Genomic DNA, 22,101 nt, shown 5'->3' on the forward strand with positions numbered 1-22,101 from the left:
CGTAAACCTCATAGTCCAGGCAAAGGCAGCTTCAGGCTTCCGGTTGCTATCGTTTCTTCGGAGCCAGCGGAAAGGGTGGAAGACGCCTCCATCATCCAGCCCGCTAGCCCCTCCAGTTCCGGTGCCTTCTCATCTGTCTGGGGGTATATATTGCGCCGGAGCGCTGCGGCAAGGGCAACAGGGTCGGATGCATCCAGCGCCGCCGCATAGGATTCGAGCCGCCCGTAGAACATGCCGGCAAATTTCTTCATGCGCTTCGGCACGCCCTGGTCGCCAATGCCGAGCTCACGGATGGAATGGTCGATATCCTGAAAAAAGGCGTCGACGATCTCCTGCGCGATTTCCTGCCCGCTCACACCGGAGGATTTGGTGCGGCGGAAATAGAGAATCATGACGATCGACAGCATCTCGAAGCGGCCCATCACCGTGTCTGGAACGCCGAGATCAAGATAAAAAGCGGGCGTGCGGGCCGCAGCCGTCAAGATCGCATATTGCCGGTCTACTATGGCGCGGTTGTTGTTTTTCTGTCTGAACAGCCCGAATATCATCGTTTTTTTCCGAACGGGGCTGGTGAATTCGCTCACCCGCCTATCGCACTTGTTGCATGATCGCCAAAGCTGGTTTACCGAAGCATCCACGAATTGCAATGCTGTCGCGGTCACGTTCGTCTTTCGGCTGAAACAGTCTAAGAGACCGGAAGAGTTTCCAAAGGCCGTGAAAGCGTTGAATTTGGGGGGTGATCGGGATTTTCCGTCCCCGGATTGACACAATCATGTGCACAGACACTGTGCACCACGCAATGCCGGAAGGTGCCATTCATGATCGCAGTCGGGGAAAAGCAGTTGAGCAAGCAGAAATCCGCAAGTCACGGCAAAATTCTGGGCAAGACCGCCATCGCAATCGTCGTCGCGTCCACCCTGCTTTCCGCCTGCACCAGCACCACCGATGTGTTCCACAACGGCTACGTCATGGACGAGCAGTCGCTTCAGCTGATCCCGGAAGGTTCCAGCCGCGAGCAGGTTCTGCTGACCATGGGCACGCCCTCCACCACGGCGACGTTCGGCAACGAGGTTTTCTATTACATCTCGCAGAAGCGTGTGCGCCGCGCCGCTTTCATGAAGCCGACGTTGGTCGAACAGAACATTCTCGCGATCTATTTCAACAAGGACGGCGTAATCGAGCGTAAGGCCAATTACGCGCTGCAGGACGGCAAGGTCTTCGACACGATTTCGCGTACCACCCCGACAGGCGGCAAGGATCTCACCTTCCTGCAGCAGCTGCTGTCCGGCGGCACCTCGGGCGCCAACATCGCCAAGAGCATTCTTGGCCAGGGCGGCAACACCCCCTGATCTTAGAAGAACGGCAAAATCAAAGGCCCGGGGATCGCTCCCCGGGCCTTTTTCATTCGTCGGAACCTCAGCCTTCAGTGGGCAAGAACCGCCAATAGCAGCAGCGCCACGATATTGGTGATCTTGATAGCCGGGTTGACCGCCGGACCGGCGGTATCCTTGTAGGGATCGCCCACCGTATCGCCCGTAACCGACGCCTTGTGGGCGTCCGAACCCTTGACGTGGCGCACGCCGTCCTTGTCGATGAAGCCATCCTCGAAGCTTTTCTTGGCGTTATCCCACGCACCACCACCGGAGGTCATGGAAATCGCCACGAACAGGCCGTTGATGATGACGCCAAGCAGCGATGCACCGAGTGCGGCAAAGGCAGAGGCCTTGGAACCTGAGATAAGCAGCACGCCGAAATAAACGACGAGTGGCGCCAGAACCGGCAGCAGCGACGGAATGATCATTTCTTTGATCGCCGCCTTGGTCAAAAGATCGACCGCCTTGCCGTAGTCCGGTTTTTCCGTTCCTGCCATGATGCCAGGCTTTTCGCGGAACTGGCGGCGGACTTCCTCGACGATCGAGCTTGCCGCCTTGCCCACCGCCGTCATGGCGATACCGCCAAAGAGATACGGAATGAGGCCGCCGAACAGCAGACCGGCAACGACGTAAGGATTGGCAAGGCTGAAGGATATGTCGCCGATATCCTTGAAGTAAGGATAGGTATCGCCATTGGCAGCGAAATAGGACAGGTCGTTGGAATAGGCGGCAAACAGCACCAGCGCGCCGAGACCGGCAGAGCCGATGGCGTAACCCTTGGTCACCGCCTTGGTGGTGTTGCCGACGGCATCCAGCGCGTCGGTCGCCTTACGTACATCCGGGTCGAGACCGGCCATTTCGGCAATGCCGCCGGCATTGTCAGTCACCGGACCGAAGGCGTCGAGCGCCACGATCATGCCCGCCAGACCAAGCATGGCGGTGACCGCGATGCCCGTGCCGAACAGGCCACCGAGCTGGTAGGTGCCGATGATGCCGCCAACGATGACAAGCGCCGGCAGCGCCGTCGATTCCAGCGAGACTGCAAGACCCTGGATGACGTTGGTGCCGTGGCCCGTGACCGAAGCCTGTGCGATGGAATTGACCGGGCGTTTGTTGGTGCCGGTATAATATTCGGTGATGACGACGATCAGCGCCGTCACCACAAGGCCGACCAGCCCGCACAGGAAGAGGTTCGTGCCGGTAATCTCCATTCCGGCAACCGTGCCGATGGTACCCCAGCCCACGGTCGCGTAAGTTGCCACCGCAAGCCCCGCAATCGAGAAGACGCCGGTGGCAATCAGCCCTTTATAGAGAGCGCCCATGATGGAGTTGTTGGTGCCGAGCTTGACGAAGAAGGTGCCGGCAATCGAGGTCAGGATGCAGGCGCCGCAAATGGCCAGCGGATAGACCATCGCGCTTTCCAGTATCGGCGTTCCGGCAAAGAAGATCGCCGCAAGCACCATGGTTGCGACCACCGAGACGGCATAGGTCTCGAAAAGGTCGGCCGCCATGCCGGCGCAATCGCCGACATTGTCGCCGACATTATCTGCGATGGTTGCAGGGTTGCGGGGGTCGTCCTCGGGAATGCCTGCTTCGACCTTGCCGACGAGATCGCCGCCGACATCTGCCCCCTTGGTGAAGATGCCACCGCCGAGACGGGCGAAGATGGAAATAAGCGAAGCGCCGAAACCGAGCGACACCAGAGCGTCAATCACCTCACGCGATCCGGGCGCATGGCCGAGCACCGAGGTGAGGATGAAATAATAGATGGACACGCCAAGCAGCGCGAGGCCAGCCACCAGCATGCCGGTGATGGCGCCCGACTTGAACGCGATGTCGAGACCGGCGGCAAGGCTGTGGGATGCGGCTTGTGCGGTGCGCAGATTGGCACGGACGGAGACATGCATGCCGATGAAACCGGCAGCACCCGAAAGCACGGCGCCGATGATGAACCCGATGGCCGCGAGAGCCGACAGCAGATACCAGGCGAGAACGGCGACGATCAATCCGACGATGGCGATGGTGAGATATTGACGGGTGAGATAAGCCTGCGCACCTTCACGGATAAAACCTGCTATTTCACGCATACGCTCGTTGCCCTGATCGGCAGCGAGAACGCTCCTGGTCGTCCATGCCGCGTAAACCACGGACAGGACCCCACATAAAATCACTATGGGTATTACGGTCATGCGCACTTACCTCCCAAAAGGCCGGGTCTCACTCCCTCCCCGGCGTGGCGAACCATGTGCAAGGACAGGAGCGATCAAATGCGCGGCCTGTCCTGTCGTGGCCATTCTTCCCCTCCCAAGGAAAAATGACCTGCGCGGCAAGATTGCGTTGGCGAAAGGCGTGGCGTCAAGCCCACAAATTTGCCTGAAACATGAAAGGGGTAGAGATCGAAGGCGATCTTACGCGGCGTTTCTGCGCGGGGTCAGCAACAGCGACGCCACCAGCACGAGGCATAGCCCCGCAACCGGCCAGATAACGAGGTTCATGACCGACCAGCCCAAGGCCGTAAACACCTTGCCGGAAGAGAAGGACGACAGCGCTACCGTGCCAAACAGCACGATATCGTGAAAGCCCTGTACCTTGTCTGCCTCATGCGGGCGGTAGCTGGAGGTGATGATGGCGGTAGCGCCGATGAAGCCGAAGTTCCAGCCGAGACCGAGGAGAATGAGCGCCGCCCAGAAGTTCCACAATTCGATGCCCATATGGGCGACGACGGCGCAGGCCATCAGCACGACGAGACCGGCTGCAACGATTTTTTCCGCGCCGAATCGCGCAATCAACATACCGGTGAAGAAACTTGGGCCGAACATGGCGAGAACGTGCCACTGGATGCCGAGCGTCGCAAGTTCGGTGGGAAACCCGCAGCCGACTACCATGGCGAGCGGCGCGCCGGTCATCATGAAGGTCATCAACGCATAGGAACCGATGCCGCAGACCATGCCGGTGACAAACCGGTGCGTGCGCACGATTTCCGACAAGGGCCGTGCAGCCTGCGCGTGGATAGAGGCGGCCTTCGGGTCCGGCAATTTCAGGAATGCCAGAATGGCAATCGCGATGATGCCGAGCGGCACCAGCGCGATGAAAGCACCGGCGAAGGTGACCGGTGCGAAGACATCCTTGCCGAAAATGGCGAGCTGCGGCCCGATGATCGCCGAGACGATGCCACCCGCCAATATCCAGGAAATGGCTTTCGGCTTGTAGAAAGAGGGGGATGCGTCGGCAGCAGCGAAGCGGATTTTCTGCGTGAAGCCGCCGGAAATGCCGATCAGCAGCAGGCCGATCGCAAATAGCCAGAAGTCGGAGCGGAAGAGTGCCACGGCAGCAATGCCGCCGCCGATGGAGCACATCAGCGCGCCGACCATGAAGCCCGCCTTGCGGCCGAGAAAACGCGATGCTGCGGCAACGCAGATGGCGCCCAGCGCCACGCCGATGTTGAAACCGGTAAGCGGCGCCGTTGCCAGCGACTTGTCAGCCCCGAGCAACTGGTAACCGGCAAGCGCGCCGACCGAGAAGCTCATAGGCGCTGCCGAGCCCATGATCGCCTGTGCGGCGGTCAGGAGGAAGACGTTGCGCTTCGCCTCGTCCAGTTGAACTTCAAGTCCGGGGACGGAAACGGCGCTCATATCTTCCTCACCTAACGTATTTTAGCGTTTTGCCTCGCCGCGTACCTGCTTGGCAATGCGGTCCAGAACCGCGTTCACCAGCTTCGGCTCGTCGTGCTCGAAGAAAGCACGGGCGATTTCGACATATTCCGTAACGATGACGGCGACCGGCACGTCCTTGCGCTCCAGAATCTCGAAAGCGCCGGCACGCAGGATAGCGCGAACGGTGGCATCAAGACGCGACAGCGGCCAGTCTTCCAGAAGTGCGGAGCGCACCAGTGGGTCGATCTTCGTCTGATCGCGGACGACGCCGGACACGATGGAACGGAACCAGGAAGGATCGGCCTTCAGATAGGTATCGCCATCGACTTCCTGACCGAGACGATGTGCCTCGTATTCCGCCACGACTTCCATCACGCCGGTGCCGCCGACATCCATCTGATAAAGTGCCTGCACGGCCGCGAGGCGCGCAGCGCCACGCTGGTTGGCGGGCTTTACCGAAGGCTGGCGCGGTTCGCCGCCATTTTCAACATCCGACATGCGTTCAGCCACCCAGTTTTTTCTTGAGCTCGATCATCGTCAGCGCCGCGCGGGCCGCAAAACCGCCCTTATCCTTGTCAGAACGGCGAACACGTGCCCATGCCTGATCGTCGTTTTCGACTGTGAGGATGCCGTTGCCGATGGCCAGCGATTCGCTGACGGCGAGATCCATCAGGGCGCGGGAGGATTCGTTGGAAACGATGTCGAAGTGGTAGGTCTCGCCACGAATGACCATGCCGAGCGCTACGAAACCATCATATTCAGTGCCTTCGTTGTCGCCGCCATCCAGCGCCATGGCAATGGCAGCGGGGATTTCGAGCGCGCCGGGAACGGTGATGATGTCATAGGTTGCGCCAGCCTCGTCCAGCGCGAACTTCGCGCCTTCGAGAAGAGCGTCTGCCATATCGTCGTAAAAGCGTGCTTCCACGATAAGAAGATGGGGTTTGGACATGGGATTTTCCTGAAAAGGTTCGGGCCGGATCATACCGGCTTTTGCGGCGGTCAAACCACGGCTGGCCGTTTTTGGCAAGTAATTTCATGTGTCACCCGCGCAAGAGGCCCCGTTTACCAGACAATTGCGCAGGTTTTCGCCTTATCCGGCGCGGCTTACGAAAATCAGGTTTTCTGGAAAGCCAGATGCACGCCAAGCCCCATCAGCACCGTTCCCGCAGTGCGACGGGCAAGCACCTGCACCCTGCTGGAGCGCTTGAGCCGCCCGACCATCGCGCCCGCCAGAAGCATGCCAACCAGATCGGCGGAGGAAAAAATGAAATTGACGGCAATACCGAGGATCAGCAATTGCAGCCAGATCGGAAAGGCCGCCGCCGGATCAACGAATTGCGGCAGAAACGCCAGAAAGAACAGCGCCGTCTTCGGATTGAGCACGTCGACAATGATGCTGTCGATGAAGGCGCGCCTTGCCGATTTCGGTTCGATGGTCAGATTGACGGCCTCACCTTCAAGCTTGCTGCGCAGCATCGAGAAGCCGAGCCAGATGAGATACAGCGCGCCACACAGCTTCACAGCCAGATAAAGCCACGGCACCGCCTGGAACAGCACCGAAAGCCCCGCCGCAGAGGCGACGATATGGAAATAGCAGCCGACATGGATGCCAAGCACCGCCATCAGCCCGGCAAACCGGCCGCGCGCCATTGTCTGCGCCGCTGCATAAAGCATGGCCGGGCCGGGAATATAGGCAAACAGGGCGGTGGTGATGAAAAAGGCTGTCAGCAGTTCGAAAGACGGCATGTCGTAATCCCCCTACCCCGTTTGGGCCTAAAGACGTCTTTATAGTGTTTGCGCGTCAATCGAAAGCGGAGTGCGGGACAACAACTGATCTGTCGCGATGGCGGAGGACTGTAAAGTCTATCCGGCATTCTGGCCTTGAGAGGTACTCCAGTCAACGCGCGTCTGCGCGACGGCAAGAGTCTTTTCAGCCCAAGGATTTGGGCCAGTCGCATACCGGCTCAAGGCCGAGAGTGTATTTCAACACAATAGATGCCGAACGGTGTTACGCCGAGGGAAACTCCGCAAGCCTTGCGGCATATCGCGCCATGGTGTCGACTTCGAAATTGACGAAATCACCCGGTTGGCGCTCACCCCATGTGGTGACTGTGAGCGTATGGCGGATCAGGAGCACGTCGAAATCCGTTCCGTCGACCGCATTGACGGTCAGAGAAGTGCCATCGAGTGCAATGGAACCCTTGGGCGCCACGAATTTCGCCAGATGGTCGGGCGCGCGCAGGCGGATACGGACCGCCTCACCTTCCGGCTCGACCGACAGAATCTCCGCCTTGCCATCGACATGGCCAGAAACGATGTGACCGCCAAGCTCGTCGCCAATCTTCAGGGCGCGCTCCAGATTGACATGCGTGCCCTTCTGCCAGCCCGCAATCGTCGTCAGGCGCAATGCCTCTTCCCAGGCCTCGACCTCGTACCAGCGCTCGTTGCTGCCGTCTTCGGGCAGTTTGGTCACCGTCAGGCAGACGCCGCCATGGGAGATCGATGCGCCCATATCGATGGTCTTGGGATCGTAATTGGTCGCCACCCGCAGACGAATGCCTTCCGCCAGAGCTTCCAGCTCGGACACGGTTCCAACATCGGTAACAATTCCGGTAAACATCAAAGCGGCCTTTCATAATCGAAGCAGCGATCCGGCCCGTAGGCGGTTTCGCTGACCAAAACATAATCGCCCGGAATATCGGCACGGCTGAGCGGCGTTTCAATCCCGCCTTCACCAACCACGACCGGGCTTTCAAACAGCATGATACGGTCCACGAGATCGGCTTCAAGGAACGATTTTGCGGCAAAAGCGCCGCCTTCGACCAGAAGTTCCGACATGCCGCGTTCAGCGAGAATGTGAAGGAGGTTCTCGAGAGTTGGTGCTTCAAGGATTTCGACGCCTGCGTCGGTCAGTTGTTGGCGACGGTGGTCGGGTCTAACCCCCTCTGACCTACCGGGCATCTCCCCCCTTGAGGGCAAGATACCCGGCGGTGCAGAGGGGGATAACGCCGCGACGATTACCGGCACCTCGCGTGCACTCCCCATCAGCTTAGACGTCAACGGTAGTTCAAACTTGCGATCAAGCACGATTCGGACCGGAGAACGATCTTCGAGACCTGCAATTCGAACGGTCAGTTCCGGATCATCCGCTATCGCGGTACGGATGCCCACGAGGATGCAATCGCAGCGCGCTCTCAGTTCATGCACGGCGTGCCTGGCCTGCGGACCGGTGATCGCTACCTGCCCCTCCCCTTGTCTGCCGATCATGCCATCGGCAGAAATGGCAAGCTTCAGAATCACATGCGGGCGTTTTTTAACCTGGCGTGTGAGGTAACCCGCAAGCGCTCTCTTGCCTTGTTCGCGCAGCAGGCCTGTTTCCACGACAATGCCCGCCTCCCGCAGGATGGAGTAACCGCGACCGGAAACACGCTCGTCCGGGTCGTCAACCGCCACAACGACACGGGCGACGCCGTATTCGACCAGCGCATTGGCGCAGGGCGGCGTCTTGCCCCAGTGCGAGCAGGGTTCAAGGGTGACATAGGCTGTTGCGCCGCGCGCTGCTTCGCCGGCGATTTCCAGCGCCTGGCGTTCGGCATGGGGGCGGCCGCCAATGGCGGTCACCGCTTCGGCGATGATTTTTCCGTCCTTTACGAGAACGCAACCGACGGATGGATTGGTCTGGGTTTGACCCTGATGGCGCAGGGAAACCTCGATTGCCCGGGCCATGAATTTTTCGTCATCGGCGCGGCTCGTCACGTCTATGCTCCGGCGTCTGTATCTCGGGCGATCTTGGCGTTGATTTCGGCAATCACGTTCTCGAAATCCTCGGCATGGCTGAAATCGCGATAGACCGAGGCGTAGCGTACGAAGGCCACGTCATCGAGACTCTTCAGCGCTTCAAGCACCTGGAGGCCGATTTCTTCCGAGGGGATTTCCGTCTCGCCGGAACTTTCCAAACGGCGAGCAATGCCGGAGACGGCCCGCTCGATCCGGTCCCGGTCAACCGGGCGTTTGCGTAGCGCGATCTCGAAGGATCGCACCAGCTTTTCCCGGTCGAAGGGCAGCTTGCGGCCGCTTTTCTTGATGACCATCAGCTCGCGCAGTTGCACGCGCTCATAGGTCGTGAAGCGGCCGCCGCAATCGGGGCAGATGCGCCGCCGGCGGATGGAGGTGTTATCCTCCGCCGGACGCGAGTCCTTGACCTGTGTGTCTTCGGAACCGCAAAATGGGCAGCGCATCTCTTTACGTCCTTACATGTACGGATACATCGGGAAACGGTCAGTCAGGCCGACGACCTTTTCGCGCACCGCAGCTTCAACAGCAGCGTTGCCCTCATCCGAATTGGCGACCTTCAGACCATCGAGAACCTCGACGATCAGCTTGCCGATTTCGCGGAATTCCGCTTCCTTGAAACCGCGCGTCGTGCCAGCCGGCGTGCCGAGACGCACACCCGAGGTGACGAAGGGCTTTTCCGGATCGAAAGGAATGCCGTTCTTGTTGCAGGTGACGTAGGCGCGACCGAGAGCTGCTTCAGCACGCTTGCCGGTGGCGTTCTTCTTGCGAAGGTCAACCAGCATCAGGTGGTTGTCGGTGCCGCCGGAGACGACATCAAGACCACCTTCGATCAGCGTTTCGGCAAGCGCCTTGGCGTTCTTGACGACCTGTGCGGCGTAATCCTTGAATTCCGGCTGCAAAGCTTCACCGAAGGCAACTGCCTTTGCGGCGATGACGTGCATCAGCGGACCGCCCTGCAGGCCGGGGAAAACGGCGGAGTTGAACTTCTTGGCCAGATCCTCGTCATTGGTGAGGATCATGCCGCCACGCGGGCCGCGCAGCGACTTGTGCGTCGTCGTGGTGGCAACGTGGCAATGCGGGAACGGCGACGGATGCTGGCCACCGGCAACGAGACCAGCGATGTGGGCCATATCGACCATCAGATAGGCGCCGACTTCATCGGCGATCTCGCGGAAGCGCTTCCAGTCCCAGATACGTGAATAGGCGGTGCCGCCGGCAAGGATAAGCTTCGGCCGGGTTTCCTTGGCCTTGCGCTCCACCTCGTCCATGTCGAGCAGGTTGTCGCCTTCGCGCACGCCGTAAGACACGACGTTGAACCACTTGCCGGACATGTTGACCGGCGAACCGTGCGTCAGATGGCCTCCGGAGTTCAAGTCGAGACCCATGAAGGTGTCGCCCGGCTGGAGCAGCGCGAGGAACACGGCCTGGTTCATCTGCGAACCGGAATTTGGCTGGACGTTGGCGAAGTTGACGCCGAACAGCTTCTTGGCGCGCTCGATGGCAAGCTCTTCAGCAATGTCTACGAACTGGCAGCCGCCGTAATAACGCTTGCCCGGATAACCTTCGGCATATTTGTTGGTCATGATCGAACCCTGCGCTTCAAGCACAGCGCGGGAAACGATGTTTTCCGAGGCGATCAGTTCGATCTCGTGGCGCTGGCGACCCAGTTCCTTCTCGATCGCGCCGAAAATATCCGGATCGACTTCGGCAAGCGGACGGGAGAAGAAAGCATCTGTGTTCGACATGGTGAAGGCTCCTGAAACAGTAATGCGATGGCGTCTTAGCGCCCTGCCCGAACAAGAGCAATACGGGCAGCGAGATTTGCCCGTCAAACTGCGACGTTGCGACAAAAAACGGCAGCTGTTTTTTCAAAACCAGCAGCGAAAATGAAAAAAGCCGCACCCGACGGGGTGCGGCCTTTCACTTAAATATAAAAACCTGATGGCAGCGCCGGATCAGTTGCGCGGCAACAGGTCGTCGTCGACAGGTCCAGCCGGCTGTTCGATGCCGGTGGTGGTGTTGAGCGCCAGTTCGGCGTTGCCGTCCTTTTCATAGATGTCGTCGCGGAACTGCACCACGCCGTCCTTCGCCGACCATGCGGTGATATAGACGAAATAGACAGGCACTTCCTGCGCCAGCTTGATCGGTGTGTTGACGCGGGTGGCGATGACGCGTTCCATTTCCTGACGCGACCAGCCGGGCGTGTCGCGCAGCAGCCAGCTTGTGAGGTCGCGCACGTTCTGTACGCGCACGCAGCCGGACGATTCGAACCGCATCAGCTTGTTGAACAGACCCTGCTGCGGCGTGTCGTGCATATATTCGTTGTTCGGATTGTGGAAGTTGATTTTCGTCGAGGACATGGCGTTGATCTTGCCGGGGTCTTGGCGGAACATCAGGTTCGGTGCCTTTGGCGCAAACCAGTCGACCGCCGTCGGCGAAACTTCCTGTCCCTTGCCGTCGATGAGGCGGATGTTGTTCCGCTCCAGATAGGTCGGGTCCTTCTGCATCAGCGGCACGATGTCCTTTTCGACGATCGAGCGCGGCGCTGTCCAGTAAGGGTTGAGGATGACTTCGTAAATCTTGGAATTGATGACGTGCGTCGGGCGGCTGGCGCGACCGACGACGGCGGTGTTGCGCAGGACGACGCGCTCATTCTCAACCGCTTCGATGGCAGCGGCCGGAATGTTCACCATCAGGTGACGCTGGCCGAGATCGCCGGACATGGACTGAATGCGCACGAGGTTGGTCTGCAACTGCGCCAGACGGATCTGGGCCGAAACATTGAGCGCCTTGGTCGTGTATTCGCCGCTGACACCATCGGCGGGAAGGCCGTGGCGGGCCTGGAAGCGCTTCAACGCACCATCGACGTAAGAGTCGAAGGCGCTGGAAATGCCAGCTTCGCGCGGCAAGTCGCCGGAAACCATCAATCGCTGGCGAAGCGCCTGAACGGAAGGATCGGAAACGCCGATCTGGAGACGCTGCTGGGTGACGGGCACGTCCGGCCAGCCGCCATTCTGCACGATCTGCTGATATTGCATGATCGCCTGCTGCATGTAGACAGGCGCTTCCCGTCCGAGAACCGGGTTGTTGGAAACGACGCCAACGGCGGAACGCGACGAATTCGCGTCGAACTGGTCATCCCAGTTGCCGCGGCGCGACGATCCCATGAGATCGTTGAGCGCATTCTGCGCCAGGGCCGGCGCGGCAAGCGCGGCAACACCAACGGAAACAGCCGAGCGCAGAAGCGCACGGCGCGATACGGATTCGGAAACGGATTTTTTTGTCATTCTACCTACCAGCCACTCTCTTCGGCATTCTCAACAATGCCTAAATCAATATGATTAACAAACACGTACAACGTGTCTGCCGGCCGGTAATGCTCAATACCCATGGTCTGGGCGCTATTGTCTGGCAGAACAGTCGGGACTTGCCACGACAGCAGGAGAAACCGCCGGCTCCTTCACCTTTGCGGGTCCCATATCAATATGGCCAATTCGTGTCACGGACCTTTTCTCACGAAGCTGTGTATGCCTGCAAAACAGGGCGAAAACGCACCTGAGAGACCGGGCTTGACACGCACAGGTGAACGGCGCCTCCAACACGAATCCGCAAGCCGGAGGCAAACCGATGCCCCCGGCGCTAACAGTGAAACCGCCGCGGAATTAGAGACGATAAGCGATCGAGTCGTTCCAGAAGCGATCGAGGCGCTGCAGCAGCTTGTTCATTTCGGAGAACTCGCCGGTGCCGATGCCGCCGACCTTTTCAATCGAGCCGACGTGGCGCTCGTAGAGGTGAGCAACCGTTTCTGCGATTTCTTGGCCTTTTTCAGTCAGGCTGATGCGGACCGAGCGGCGGTCGACACGCGAGCGCTGGTGGTTGATGAGACCGAGGTCTACCAGCTTCTTGACGTTGTAGGAGACGTTCGATCCGAGGTAATAACCACGCGAACGAAGCTCGCCGGCCGTCAGTTCGGAATTGCCGATGTTGAACAGCAGGAGCGCCTGAACGGCGTTGACGTCATCGCGACCCTGACGATCGAACTCGTCCTTGATGACATCGAGGAGGCGGCGGTGGAGACGTTCCACCAGGTGCAGCGACTCCATGTAGAGCGAACGGATGGTATCTTCATGTGCGTCGGCAACAACGGCCTGCGGCTTTGCTTTGCTATTGATCATGACTGCCTCACTGTTTTGTTTGGCGGTGTGTTTGTTTGTCTCCCGCCTTGAGTGAGAACCTAATCAATGCGCATAAAATTCTACTTAAAAGCTACGATTAACAAATGCTTACCTGCATTTTCCCAAGTGGGTCAAACTTGTGGCGAAGCGGGACTGGCTTATTGCCATACATTAAAAATCAAAGACTTAGCAATAAAATTCGACCGAAAACCAGGCTGAATTGCTTTATTCTTATGGTAAATCAATTCTTGCGCGCTCTTCATTCTGGCGCTGATCGAGCCAAAAAGCGACCAGGAATAGTATATAAATGGTTGCCACGAGACCGTGCATGACGGGTACAAGCGTGTTGGCGCCGAAGATATATGGCCACACCTTATACATGGCGATCTGGGTGCCGGCACCCAAGACCCACATGACCGCCCCCCAGGAGGCGCCGAGCCAGAGACCGAGCGCCGCGACCGGGAAAATCACCGCAAGCGCACTACCCGCCACCCGCCATGGCAGGTTAAGCATATCGAACCGCCCATGCCCGCCGAGAGAATATCCCGTCAGCATCGCCCAATATTGCAGGCCGAACCAGAAACAGGAAACCGCGACCAGCCTCATGAAGACCAGAAAGAGGATTTCCGTCAGCGGACGTTTCGGCAGAGGTTGAGAATCAGGTTCCATGGCCGGAAGATACGGTTTCGACGGGCGGGCGACCAGCCCATATTGAATTCGGCGGCTTGCCTTGTCAAAGCACCCTCGCCCACCGGGGAAGTCCAGGGGGAAACATTGTCGCATTCGCACGGCGCTTGCTTCGTGTTATGCAGCTTTCCTGACTTGGGTGGGATACGAAGGACATTCTTACATGCAGGACAAAACGCATCTGGTCGACGCGATCACCGGCCATCGCCGCATGCGCCGCAATCGCAAGGCCGACTGGACTCGCCGTCTGGTTCAGGAAAGCCGCCTGACCGTCGATGATCTCATCTGGCCGGTCTTCATCGTACCGGGCAGCAATATCCTCGATCCCATACCGGCGATGCCCGGCGTAAACCGCATGAGCGTCGACAAGCTGGTCGAAGCGGCGAAGGAAGCCGCCGATCTCGGCATTCCGGCGATTGCGACCTTCCCGAATATCGAGATGGACTTGCGCGACGAGACCGGCTCGAATGCGCTCGAGGCCAACAACCTCATCAATCAGGCGACCATCGCGGTCAAAAAAGCGGTTCCGAATATCGGCATGATCACCGATGTTGCGCTCGATCCCTTCACCAGCCATGGGCATGACGGCATTCTGCGCGGCGATGAAATCGTCAATGACGAGACCGTGGACCAGGTCGTTCGTGCTGCAATCCTTCAGGCCGATGCCGGTTCGGACATTATTTCTCCGTCCGAGATGATGGATGGCCGCATTGGCGCCATCCGCCGCGGCCTGGATGCGGCCGGGCACCAGAACGTCGGCATCATGGCCTATGCCACGAAATTCTCCTCCGGCTATTACGGTCCGTATCGCGAGGCCATTTCGACGGCCGGACTGCTGAAGGGGGACAAGAACAGCTATTACATCAGCCCCGCCAACGGCATGGAGGCAATCCGCGACGCAGCGCTCGACGTGGAAGAAGGTGCTGACATGCTGATGGTCAAACCTGGCTTGCCCTATCTCGACATCTGTTGGCGGCTGAAAGAGAATTTCGGGCTGCCCACATTCGCCTATCAGGTGTCCGGTGAATATACCCAGATCAAGGCAGCGGCCATGCATGGCTGGATCGACGGCGAGCGCGTGATGATGGAAACGCTTCTCTGTTTCAAGCGTGCGGGCTGCGATGGCATTCTGAGCTATTTCGCAGTGGAAGCCGCACGCAAACTCGCGAAGGGCTGACAGCCGACGCTTATTGTATTCGGTCGTTTTCTTCCCATATTGTTTGCTGACACGGAATGCTGCCTGACGAAAAGCGCGTTTCGAGCTGTCATGTCTTCTCAGGAGAAAACGACCGATGAACCTCGACCAGAACCCTACCTATGTCGCACCGGACGACTGGCGCGCCTATAGCGGCGTCCTGAGCCGACGGGTCTTCGCGTTCCTGATCGATTACGCGATCGTTCTCCTGCTGTGCATTCCAGCCGCCGTGATCGTCTTCTTTCTCGGCGTGATTACGCTGGGTCTCGGCTTCTTCCTCTATCCGGCCTTGTTCGTCATCGTCGCGGTCCTTTATTTCGGCGTGACGCTCAGCGGCCCGTCGCAGGCCTCACCCGGCATGCGGGCGATGGGCATCGCAATGGCGCGCATGGACGGACGGCGAATCGATTTCCTTTTGGCCACCGTGCACATTGCGCTTTTCTGGATCATCAACTCGGTTTTGACGCCGCTTATCCTGCTTGCAGGCCTGTTTACGGAGCGCTCTCGCCTCGTTCACGACTTCCTGCTCGGCACCGTCATGGTCAGAACCTACTGATATAAGGGAAAGCCACGAAAACGTGGCTTGCATATCAGGCAAATAGCGCATGGTGCAGTTGACGTTTTCCGTCATTTTGCCATTCTGTGACATTATGCATGTCGCTTGAAGCGTCGCCGCACCCCGTGAAATCGCGGCGCGCTTTCACAACAGACGCAGGAGGCGATCACGGTTCGATGAACACGCAGGCGACGCCCTCTCCCCAATTCTATCTTACGGCACCGGCCACCTGCCCCTACTTGCCGAACCAGATGGAGCGGAAGGTTTTCACGCATCTGGTCGGCCCGCGTGCGTCGGAAATGAACGACCTTCTGACCCAGGGCGGCTTCAGGCGTTCACAGAACATCGCCTATCGTCCGGCGTGCGAAACCTGTCGAGCTTGCGTTTCCGTGCGCATCCTTGCCGAACAGTTCCAGCCGACGAAATCGATGCGGCGCGTTCTCTCCATCAACAAGGATGTCGTCGCTACCGTTCATGCCGCTGAGCCATCCACCGAACAGTTCTCACTGTTTCGCCGCTATCTCGACCATCGGCACCAGTCAGGCGGCATGTCCGACATGTCGGCGCTCGACTATGCGATCATGATCGAAGACACGCACGTCAACACCCGCATCATCGAATACCGTGTGCGAGAGCCCGGCTCCGGCATCGATTCCAGCAAACGAGGTGAACTTCTCGCCGTAGCGCTGAGCGATGTGATGAGCGACGGGCTGTCGATGGTCTATTCCTTCTTCAACCCCGATCTAGAAAAGCGCTCGCTCGGCACTTTCATGATCATGGATCACATCACCCGCACACGCGCGCTCGGCCTGCCGCACGTCTATCTTGGCTACTGGGTCGATGGTTCTGAAAAGATGGGCTACAAGACGCGCTACCACCCGCAGGAGCATCTGACACCGCGCGGGTGGGAGGTTTATAAGCCTACGGTAGAAGAATAGTTCGCCAAACAGTCAAAACCGTATGCTAAACTCCATTTAAACTTTGGAGTACTTCAAATGAAAGCAACGATTTGCGAGATTGGCGAAGACGCTGGTATTGTTATACCAAAGGATATGCTTGAACGGCTTGGATGGAAGACAGGCGACGTTCTTGATCTAAGTGTATACGGCAACATGCTTGAATTGCGTGCTGCCGGTGGTCTTGATGAAGAACTGACGGATGATTTTAATCGGCAGCTCGAACACGCGCGGATTGCGATGCGCAAATACCACGTTGCGCTAAGAACGCTCGCCAAGTCCTGAAACAGCGACCATCAAAGACGTCCCGAGTAATCGCTCGGGACGTCTTTCAGCTGTTACCCGCCAAATTTCCCGCTACGCGGAAAGCCCTTCGGTACGGTGCGGCCTACGGTGGCGCGGTCTGCCAGCCATTCGCGCAATTCCTCACCGACCTTGGTGAAGAGGCGCCCGGCCGTGTCGGACCAGCTCAAGCCGTCTGCGAGCGCGAAACATTTCACATCAACGACGCCGCCGTCCTTGTAGCGTTGCAGGCGCACGCCCTTGCCGCGTGACATTTCCGGCACCTGCGACAGCGGGAAAGCCAGAAGCTTGCGGTTTTCGCCAACGACGGCGACATGGTCGCCCGTAACAGGTACGGCGAGCTTGGCTTCGTCAGGCATGGCGACATTCATGATCTGCTTGCCCTTGCGGGTGTTTGCGACCATTTCGCTTTCGGCCACGATGAAGCCGTTGCCGCCAGTCGAGACGAGCAGAAGCTTGCGCGACGGATCGTGAACGAAGGCCGTCAGGATGTCCTGATCGTTCTCCATATCGACCATGATGCGGATCGGCTCGCCATGGCCGCGACCGCCCGGCAGCTTGTCTGCGCCGAGCGTGTAGGCCTTGCCACCGGTGGTCAGCAGCAGCAACTTGTCGGTCGTCTGCGCCGGGAAGGCGAGCTTCGGGCCATCGCCCTCCTTGAAGGTCAGAGCCGACGTATCGGACATATGCCCCTTGAGCGCCCTGATCCACCCCTTCTGCGAGATGACGATGGTGACCGGTTCCTTTTCGATCATCGCCTGCTGGATGGCCTCGATGTCGGCATCCGGCGCATCCGCAAACTGCGTGCGGCGACGGCCGATCTCCGTTGCCTTGGCATATTTCTTTTTGACCTCGCCGATTTCCCAGGCGACGGTCTGCCATTGCTTTTCATCGGAGGCGAGCAGCCCCTCGATTTCAGCCTTCTCGCTGCTGAGTTCGTCGAACTCCTTGCGGATTTCGAATTCCTCAAGCTTGCGCAGATTGCGCAGACGCATGTTGAGGATGGCTTCGGCCTGATTATCGGTGAGTGACCACTTGGCCATCATCACCTGTTTCGGCTCGTTCTCCTCGCGGATGATACGGATCACCTCATCGAGATTGAGATAGGCGACCAGCAGGCCGCCCAGAATCTCGAGCCTGCGATCGATGGCCGCAAGACGATGGCGGGAACGGCGGACCAGCACGTCCTTGCGGTGTGCCAGCCATTCGCTCAGAACCTCGTTCAGCGCCATGACCTTCGGCACCCTGCCAAGCGACAGTACGTTCATGTTGAGCGGCAGGCGGCTTTCAAGGTCGGACAGACGGAACAGCGATTCCATCAGCAGCGTCGCGTCGACGGTGCGGTTTTTCGGAACCAGCACGATACGCACGTCTTCGGCCGATTCGTCGCGGACATCCTCAAGCAGCGGCAGTTTGCGGGCGAGCAGCAGCTCGGCGATCTTTTCGATCAGCCGCGATTTCTGCACCTGGAACGGGATTTCGGTGATGACGATCTGATAGCCGCCACGTCCGAGGTCTTCCGTTTCCCATTTGGCGCGCACGCGGAAACCACCGCGCCCGGTCTTATAGGCTTCGAGAATGTTCTCGCGGCTTTCGATGATCACGCCGCCGGTCGGCAGGTCGGGGCCGGGAATGAATTCCACCAGCTTTTCAACCGTCGCATCCGGATGCTTGATGAGATGCAGAGCTGCGTCGCACAGTTCATGGGCGTTGTGCGGCGGGATGGACGTCGCCATGCCGACGGCAATGCCGGAGGCACCGTTGGCAAGCAGATTGGGGAACGCGCCCGGGAGGACGACCGGCTCCTCGTCTTCCTCATTATAGGTAGCGCGGAAGTCAACCGCGTCCTCGCCGATGCCTTCGAGCAGCAGCGCTGCCACATCGGTCATGCGTGCTTCGGTATAACGATAGGCGGCGGCGCCGTCGCCATCGATATTGCCAAAATTGCCCTGCCCGTCCACGATCGGATAACGCTGCGAGAAATCCTGCGCGAGACGGACCAGCGCATCGTAGACCGACTGGTCGCCATGCGGATGGAACTTACCGATAACGTCACCGACGATACGGGCGCATTTCTTGAAAGCCGAGTTGGGGCGGATGCCCATTTCGCTCATGGCGTGGATGATGCGGCGGTGAACCGGCTTCAGTCCATCGCGCACATCCGGCAGCGCACGATGCATGATCGTGGACAAGGCGTAAGCGAGGTAGCGCTCTTCAAGCGCCGCCTTCAAATCGACCGGATGAATGTTATCGTCTCCGCCTGACGGAGGTACAAGATTTTTTCCCATGGTGCTTGACTAGCGGAAATGCCGATTCCCGGCAAGGAACTCGGGGGTCTCGGCTGTGGACGAAACGACGCCTTTTGTGAGGATTTTTATTAACTGCGTTGCGAATGCCGCAATGCCGCCGTCATACGAATCGATCTAAATCCTGTAGACCTTTGAATAATCGCGAATATAAATGTCACCATTCACATTTAGAACACGGTGCACATCCGCACATTGAGGGAAGAAACACTATGAGACTGAAATCCACCCGGCAGATTCTTTTCGCAAGTGCCGCGCTTCTCGCGCTTTCCGCACCGGCATTCGCACTGGATGGCAACGACGTTCTGAAAAAGATCAACGCCGCCTACGCCGCGCAGGGCGGTGAAATCGCCGCCGGATCCGTCGCCGTCAACGGCGACACGGTGACGCTGAACGGCGTGACCTTCAATGCGGCTGCCGATCCGGCCAAAAAAATTCCGGTCGGCAACGTCACCCTTGAAGGCGTCGAGGAAAACAACGGCGGCTACAAGATCAAGAACGCGCGTTTCGACAATGTCGATTACAAGCAGGAAAACGTGGAGATCAAGGCCAACGACATCTACATGTCGGGTCTCACCATCCCTGCCGATGCGACGACGGGCACGATTGATGCGCTGATGTTCTACGACGAGGCGCATAGCGGTCCGATTTCCGTCTCCATCGATGGCAAGCAGGCTTTCTCGCTCGAGGAAAGCAGCGCAACGATGTCTGTCAGCGACGACAAGGCCTCGATCGGCTTCGATCTCGACGCATCCGGCTTCAAAGCCGATCTCAGCGAAGTCAACGATCCGGCCACGAAGGACGCAATTGAAAAGCTCAATCTGCAGGCCCTTTCCGGCAACATGACCATGAGCGGAAGCTGGGAAGTTGCCTCCGGCACCGTAGACGTCGAGGAATATGCCATCGACCTCGACAAGGTCGGCCGTCTCAACATGTCGTTCGGTTTCTCCGGTTACACACTCGCCTTCATCAAATCGATGCAGGAGACGGTGAAGGCGCAGGCTGCAAATCCGAACAAGGAACAGGCCGAACAGGCAGCGGGCCTTGCCATGCTCGGCCTGATGCAGCAGCTTTCCTTCGTTAATGCCGAAATCAGCTTCGAAGATGCCAGCATCACCAAGCGCGCCATCGACTACGCTGCAAGCCAGCAGGGTATGACCAGCGATCAGCTTTCCCAGACCATCAAGGGCATGGCGCCCATCATGATGGCTTCGCTCAACGTTCCGGAATTGCAGAACATGGTGTCGGCTGCGATCAACGCCTACATCGACAATCCGAAGAGCTTCTCTATCTCGGCCGAACCGGAAAAGCCGGTTCCCTTCCCGATGATCATGGGCGCCGCCATGGGCGCGCCGAACACCCTGCCGACAATGCTCGGCGTGACGGTGACGGCAAACGAATAGCACAACAAAAAGCCCCGGTTACGCCGGGGCTTTTTAATTCCGGTCAGTGGAGCGGGGCTGTCGCTCCATCCTGCTTGTCGTGCAGGGCGAAACGGTCGATCATATGGGCGCTCGCTTCGTTGACGCCGATCACCTCGACCGTCTTGCCGGTCTTGCGGAATTTCAGCACGACCTTATCCAGTGCACCGACAGCCGAGATATCCCACAGATGCGCCTTTGTGACGTCGATGGTGACCGTTTCCACGTCTTCGGCAAAATCGAAGGCGGCAATGAAGCTTTCCGTCGAGGCGAAGAAAATCTGCCCATCGACGCGATAGATGCGATGCCGTCCATCCGCGACAAGCTCTGGACGAACGTGGAAGAGTTTTGAAACCTTCCCCGCGAAAAACACGCCGGAGAGAAGCACGCCGGCGAGCACGCCTTTTGCGAGATCATGGGTCGCCAGCACGGTCCCGACCGTTACCAGCATGACGATGCTGGAAGACGGTGGATTGCGGCTGAGATCGAGAATCGAACGCCACGAGAAGGTGCCGATCGAAACCATGATCATGACAGCCACAAGAGCGGCCATTGGAATGATGCGGACAAGATCATCCAGCACCAGAATGAGGAACAGCAGGAAGGCGCCCGCCACAAAGGTGGAGAGCCTGCCCCTGCCGCCGGATCTGACGTTGATGACCGACTGGCCGATCATGGCGCAGCCGCCCATCCCGCCGATCAGCGCGGAGGCGATGTTGCCTGTCCCCTGCCCGATGCATTCCCGGCTCTTGTTGCTGCCGGTATCTGTCATGTCGTCAACGATCTGTGCCGTCAGCAGGGATTCCAGGAGACCGACGGCAGCCAGCGCTGCGGAATACGGAAAGATGATCTGCAGCGTTTCGAAAGTCAGCGGCACCTGTGGCAGGGCGAAGACCGGCAGCGTCGAGGGCAGCTCGCCGAGATTGCCGACGGTGCGGATATCCATGCCGAAAAACACCGCCACGCAGGTCAAAACGACGATGGCGACCAGCGGCGACGGGATGATTTTCGTGACCAGCGGGAAGAGATAGATGATCGCAAGACCAGCCGCGATCATGACGTAGGTTGCGATAGGCACGCCTATCAGCTCGGGCAATTGCGCCATGAAGATCAGGATCGCCAGTGCATTGACGAAGCCGGTCATGACTGAGCGAGAGACGAAGCGCATCACCCGCCCGAGCCTTGCAAAGCCCGCAGCGATCTGCAGCACACCCATGAGGATGGTCGCCGCAAAGAGATATTGCAGGCCGTGTTCCTTCACCAGCGTCACCATCAGGACGGCTGTGGCGGCGGTTGCCGCGGAAATCATGCCCGGACGGCCACCGGTGAAGGCGCAGACGCAGGCAATAGCGAAAGAAGCAAACAACCCCACCTTCGGATCGACGCCGGCGATGACGGAAAAGCCGATTGCTTCGGGAATGAGCGCGAGTGCGACGACGATGCCGGAAAGCACATCGCCGCGAATATTGGAAAACCACTCACGTCTGTAAGTCTGAAATCTGTTCATTTGATTTTTTCGCAAAGTATGACGCACCGGCCGGAAGCATGTCCGGTAGATTGAAAAAGAATGTCGGTGCTTTGCGTTGTCTGGCGGATCGGCGGCCAGAAGAGCCACCCGGAATTTCACCGGGTCCGTGGTGAGTGGTCCACCTATAGACGGCAAAAAAGCGGGCAGCAAGTT

At 58.8% G+C, this 22,101-nt stretch carries 21 protein-coding genes and 1 other annotated feature; of the genes, 6 read left to right on the top strand and 15 right to left on the bottom strand.

What is annotated here, in order from left to right; genetic code table 11:
• Positions 1-8 precede the first annotated feature (8 nt).
• A complete protein-coding gene (locus ACQZ5Y_RS00220; RefSeq protein WP_174049337.1) occupies positions 9-548 on the bottom strand; it encodes a ubiquinol-cytochrome C chaperone family protein in 540 nt (179 codons plus the stop codon).
• 270 nt (positions 549-818) lie between these two features.
• Between ACQZ5Y_RS00220 and ACQZ5Y_RS00225 the strand changes: the two genes are divergently transcribed.
• Positions 819-1,349 (top strand): outer membrane protein assembly factor BamE, encoded by a 531-nt coding sequence (locus tag ACQZ5Y_RS00225; RefSeq protein WP_003512524.1) that lies wholly within the window; start codon positions 819-821, stop codon positions 1,347-1,349.
• A 74-nt stretch (positions 1,350-1,423) separates the two neighbouring features.
• On the opposite strand, the gene ACQZ5Y_RS00230 is transcribed toward ACQZ5Y_RS00225, so the two are convergent.
• From ACQZ5Y_RS00230 to ACQZ5Y_RS00285, 12 genes are all read right to left on the bottom strand, one after another.
• Positions 1,424-3,562, bottom strand: coding sequence for a sodium-translocating pyrophosphatase (locus tag ACQZ5Y_RS00230; RefSeq protein ID WP_112289806.1), 2,139 nt, complete (start codon positions 3,560-3,562; stop codon positions 1,424-1,426).
• A 219-nt stretch (positions 3,563-3,781) separates the two neighbouring features.
• A complete protein-coding gene (locus tag ACQZ5Y_RS00235) occupies positions 3,782-5,005 on the bottom strand; it encodes an MFS transporter (protein WP_174049336.1) in 1,224 nt (407 codons plus the stop codon).
• A gap of 21 nt (positions 5,006-5,026) precedes the next feature.
• Positions 5,027-5,524 (bottom strand): transcription antitermination factor NusB, encoded by a 498-nt coding sequence (gene nusB / locus ACQZ5Y_RS00240; protein ID WP_013635887.1) that lies wholly within the window; start codon positions 5,522-5,524, stop codon positions 5,027-5,029.
• A 4-nt stretch (positions 5,525-5,528) separates the two neighbouring features.
• Complete coding sequence (ribH, locus tag ACQZ5Y_RS00245; protein ID WP_013635886.1) at positions 5,529-5,975, bottom strand: 6,7-dimethyl-8-ribityllumazine synthase; 447 nt, start codon at positions 5,973-5,975, stop codon at positions 5,529-5,531.
• Positions 5,976-6,139: 164 nt separating this feature from the next.
• Positions 6,140-6,772, bottom strand: coding sequence for a LysE family translocator (locus ACQZ5Y_RS00250; protein ID WP_174049335.1), 633 nt, complete (start codon positions 6,770-6,772; stop codon positions 6,140-6,142).
• 262 nt (positions 6,773-7,034) lie between these two features.
• Positions 7,035-7,646 carry a riboflavin synthase gene (locus ACQZ5Y_RS00255; RefSeq protein ID WP_003512512.1) on the bottom strand — a complete coding sequence of 204 codons (612 nt, stop codon included), beginning with the start codon at positions 7,644-7,646 and terminating at the stop codon, positions 7,035-7,037.
• Complete coding sequence (ribD, locus tag ACQZ5Y_RS00260; protein ID WP_174049334.1) at positions 7,646-8,782, bottom strand: bifunctional diaminohydroxyphosphoribosylaminopyrimidine deaminase/5-amino-6-(5-phosphoribosylamino)uracil reductase RibD; 1,137 nt, start codon at positions 8,780-8,782, stop codon at positions 7,646-7,648. The genes ACQZ5Y_RS00255 and ribD overlap by 1 nt, the downstream gene beginning before the upstream one ends.
• A gap of 2 nt (positions 8,783-8,784) precedes the next feature.
• The gene (gene nrdR, locus ACQZ5Y_RS00265) at positions 8,785-9,264 is read right to left on the bottom strand and encodes a transcriptional regulator NrdR (protein ID WP_003512508.1); all 480 of its coding nucleotides are present in this window, start codon (positions 9,262-9,264) and stop codon (positions 8,785-8,787) included.
• A gap of 12 nt (positions 9,265-9,276) precedes the next feature.
• The gene (gene glyA, locus ACQZ5Y_RS00270; RefSeq protein WP_003512506.1) at positions 9,277-10,566 is read right to left on the bottom strand and encodes a serine hydroxymethyltransferase; all 1,290 of its coding nucleotides are present in this window, start codon (positions 10,564-10,566) and stop codon (positions 9,277-9,279) included.
• A gap of 210 nt (positions 10,567-10,776) precedes the next feature.
• Complete coding sequence (locus ACQZ5Y_RS00275) at positions 10,777-12,108, bottom strand: L,D-transpeptidase family protein (RefSeq protein WP_003512501.1); 1,332 nt, start codon at positions 12,106-12,108, stop codon at positions 10,777-10,779.
• Between the two features lie 375 nt (positions 12,109-12,483).
• Complete coding sequence (ldtR, locus tag ACQZ5Y_RS00280) at positions 12,484-12,993, bottom strand: transcriptional regulator LdtR (protein ID WP_025593036.1); 510 nt, start codon at positions 12,991-12,993, stop codon at positions 12,484-12,486.
• A gap of 234 nt (positions 12,994-13,227) precedes the next feature.
• The gene (locus ACQZ5Y_RS00285; protein WP_003512497.1) at positions 13,228-13,665 is read right to left on the bottom strand and encodes a DUF6163 family protein; all 438 of its coding nucleotides are present in this window, start codon (positions 13,663-13,665) and stop codon (positions 13,228-13,230) included.
• Between the two features lie 181 nt (positions 13,666-13,846).
• Between ACQZ5Y_RS00285 and hemB the strand changes: the two genes are divergently transcribed.
• The 4 genes from hemB (at position 13,847) to ACQZ5Y_RS00305 (ending at position 16,675) form a co-directional block, all read left to right on the top strand.
• The gene (hemB, locus tag ACQZ5Y_RS00290) at positions 13,847-14,860 is read left to right on the top strand and encodes a porphobilinogen synthase (protein WP_003512495.1); all 1,014 of its coding nucleotides are present in this window, start codon (positions 13,847-13,849) and stop codon (positions 14,858-14,860) included.
• A gap of 115 nt (positions 14,861-14,975) precedes the next feature.
• A complete protein-coding gene (locus ACQZ5Y_RS00295) occupies positions 14,976-15,434 on the top strand; it encodes an RDD family protein (protein WP_038490628.1) in 459 nt (152 codons plus the stop codon).
• Between the two features lie 176 nt (positions 15,435-15,610).
• Entirely contained in the window at positions 15,611-16,372 is a 762-nt protein-coding gene (locus tag ACQZ5Y_RS00300) for an arginyltransferase (RefSeq protein WP_025593035.1), read from the top strand.
• Between the two features lie 57 nt (positions 16,373-16,429).
• Positions 16,430-16,675, top strand: a complete 246-nt coding sequence (locus ACQZ5Y_RS00305) for an AbrB/MazE/SpoVT family DNA-binding domain-containing protein (protein ID WP_174049333.1) — start codon at positions 16,430-16,432, stop codon at positions 16,673-16,675.
• A gap of 53 nt (positions 16,676-16,728) precedes the next feature.
• Here ACQZ5Y_RS00305 and parC read toward each other — a convergent pair whose 3' ends face one another.
• A complete protein-coding gene (gene parC, locus ACQZ5Y_RS00310; RefSeq protein ID WP_174049332.1) occupies positions 16,729-18,981 on the bottom strand; it encodes a DNA topoisomerase IV subunit A in 2,253 nt (750 codons plus the stop codon).
• Positions 18,982-19,211: 230 nt separating this feature from the next.
• Here parC and ACQZ5Y_RS00315 point away from each other — a divergent pair, with 230 nt between their 5' ends.
• Positions 19,212-20,402, top strand: coding sequence for a hypothetical protein (locus ACQZ5Y_RS00315; protein ID WP_003512485.1), 1,191 nt, complete (start codon positions 19,212-19,214; stop codon positions 20,400-20,402).
• 43 nt (positions 20,403-20,445) lie between these two features.
• Here ACQZ5Y_RS00315 and ACQZ5Y_RS00320 read toward each other — a convergent pair whose 3' ends face one another.
• The gene (locus tag ACQZ5Y_RS00320; protein WP_174049331.1) at positions 20,446-21,927 is read right to left on the bottom strand and encodes a SulP family inorganic anion transporter; all 1,482 of its coding nucleotides are present in this window, start codon (positions 21,925-21,927) and stop codon (positions 20,446-20,448) included.
• A gap of 74 nt (positions 21,928-22,001) precedes the next feature.
• Positions 22,002-22,057 (bottom strand) — a sequence feature (sul1 is cis-regulatory element that is thought to sense ions involved in sulfur or methionine metabolism; They are found in Alphaproteobacteria).
• Positions 22,058-22,101 lie beyond the last annotated feature (44 nt).

It is taken from the genome of Agrobacterium sp. A3-95 (genome assembly GCF_053521785.1).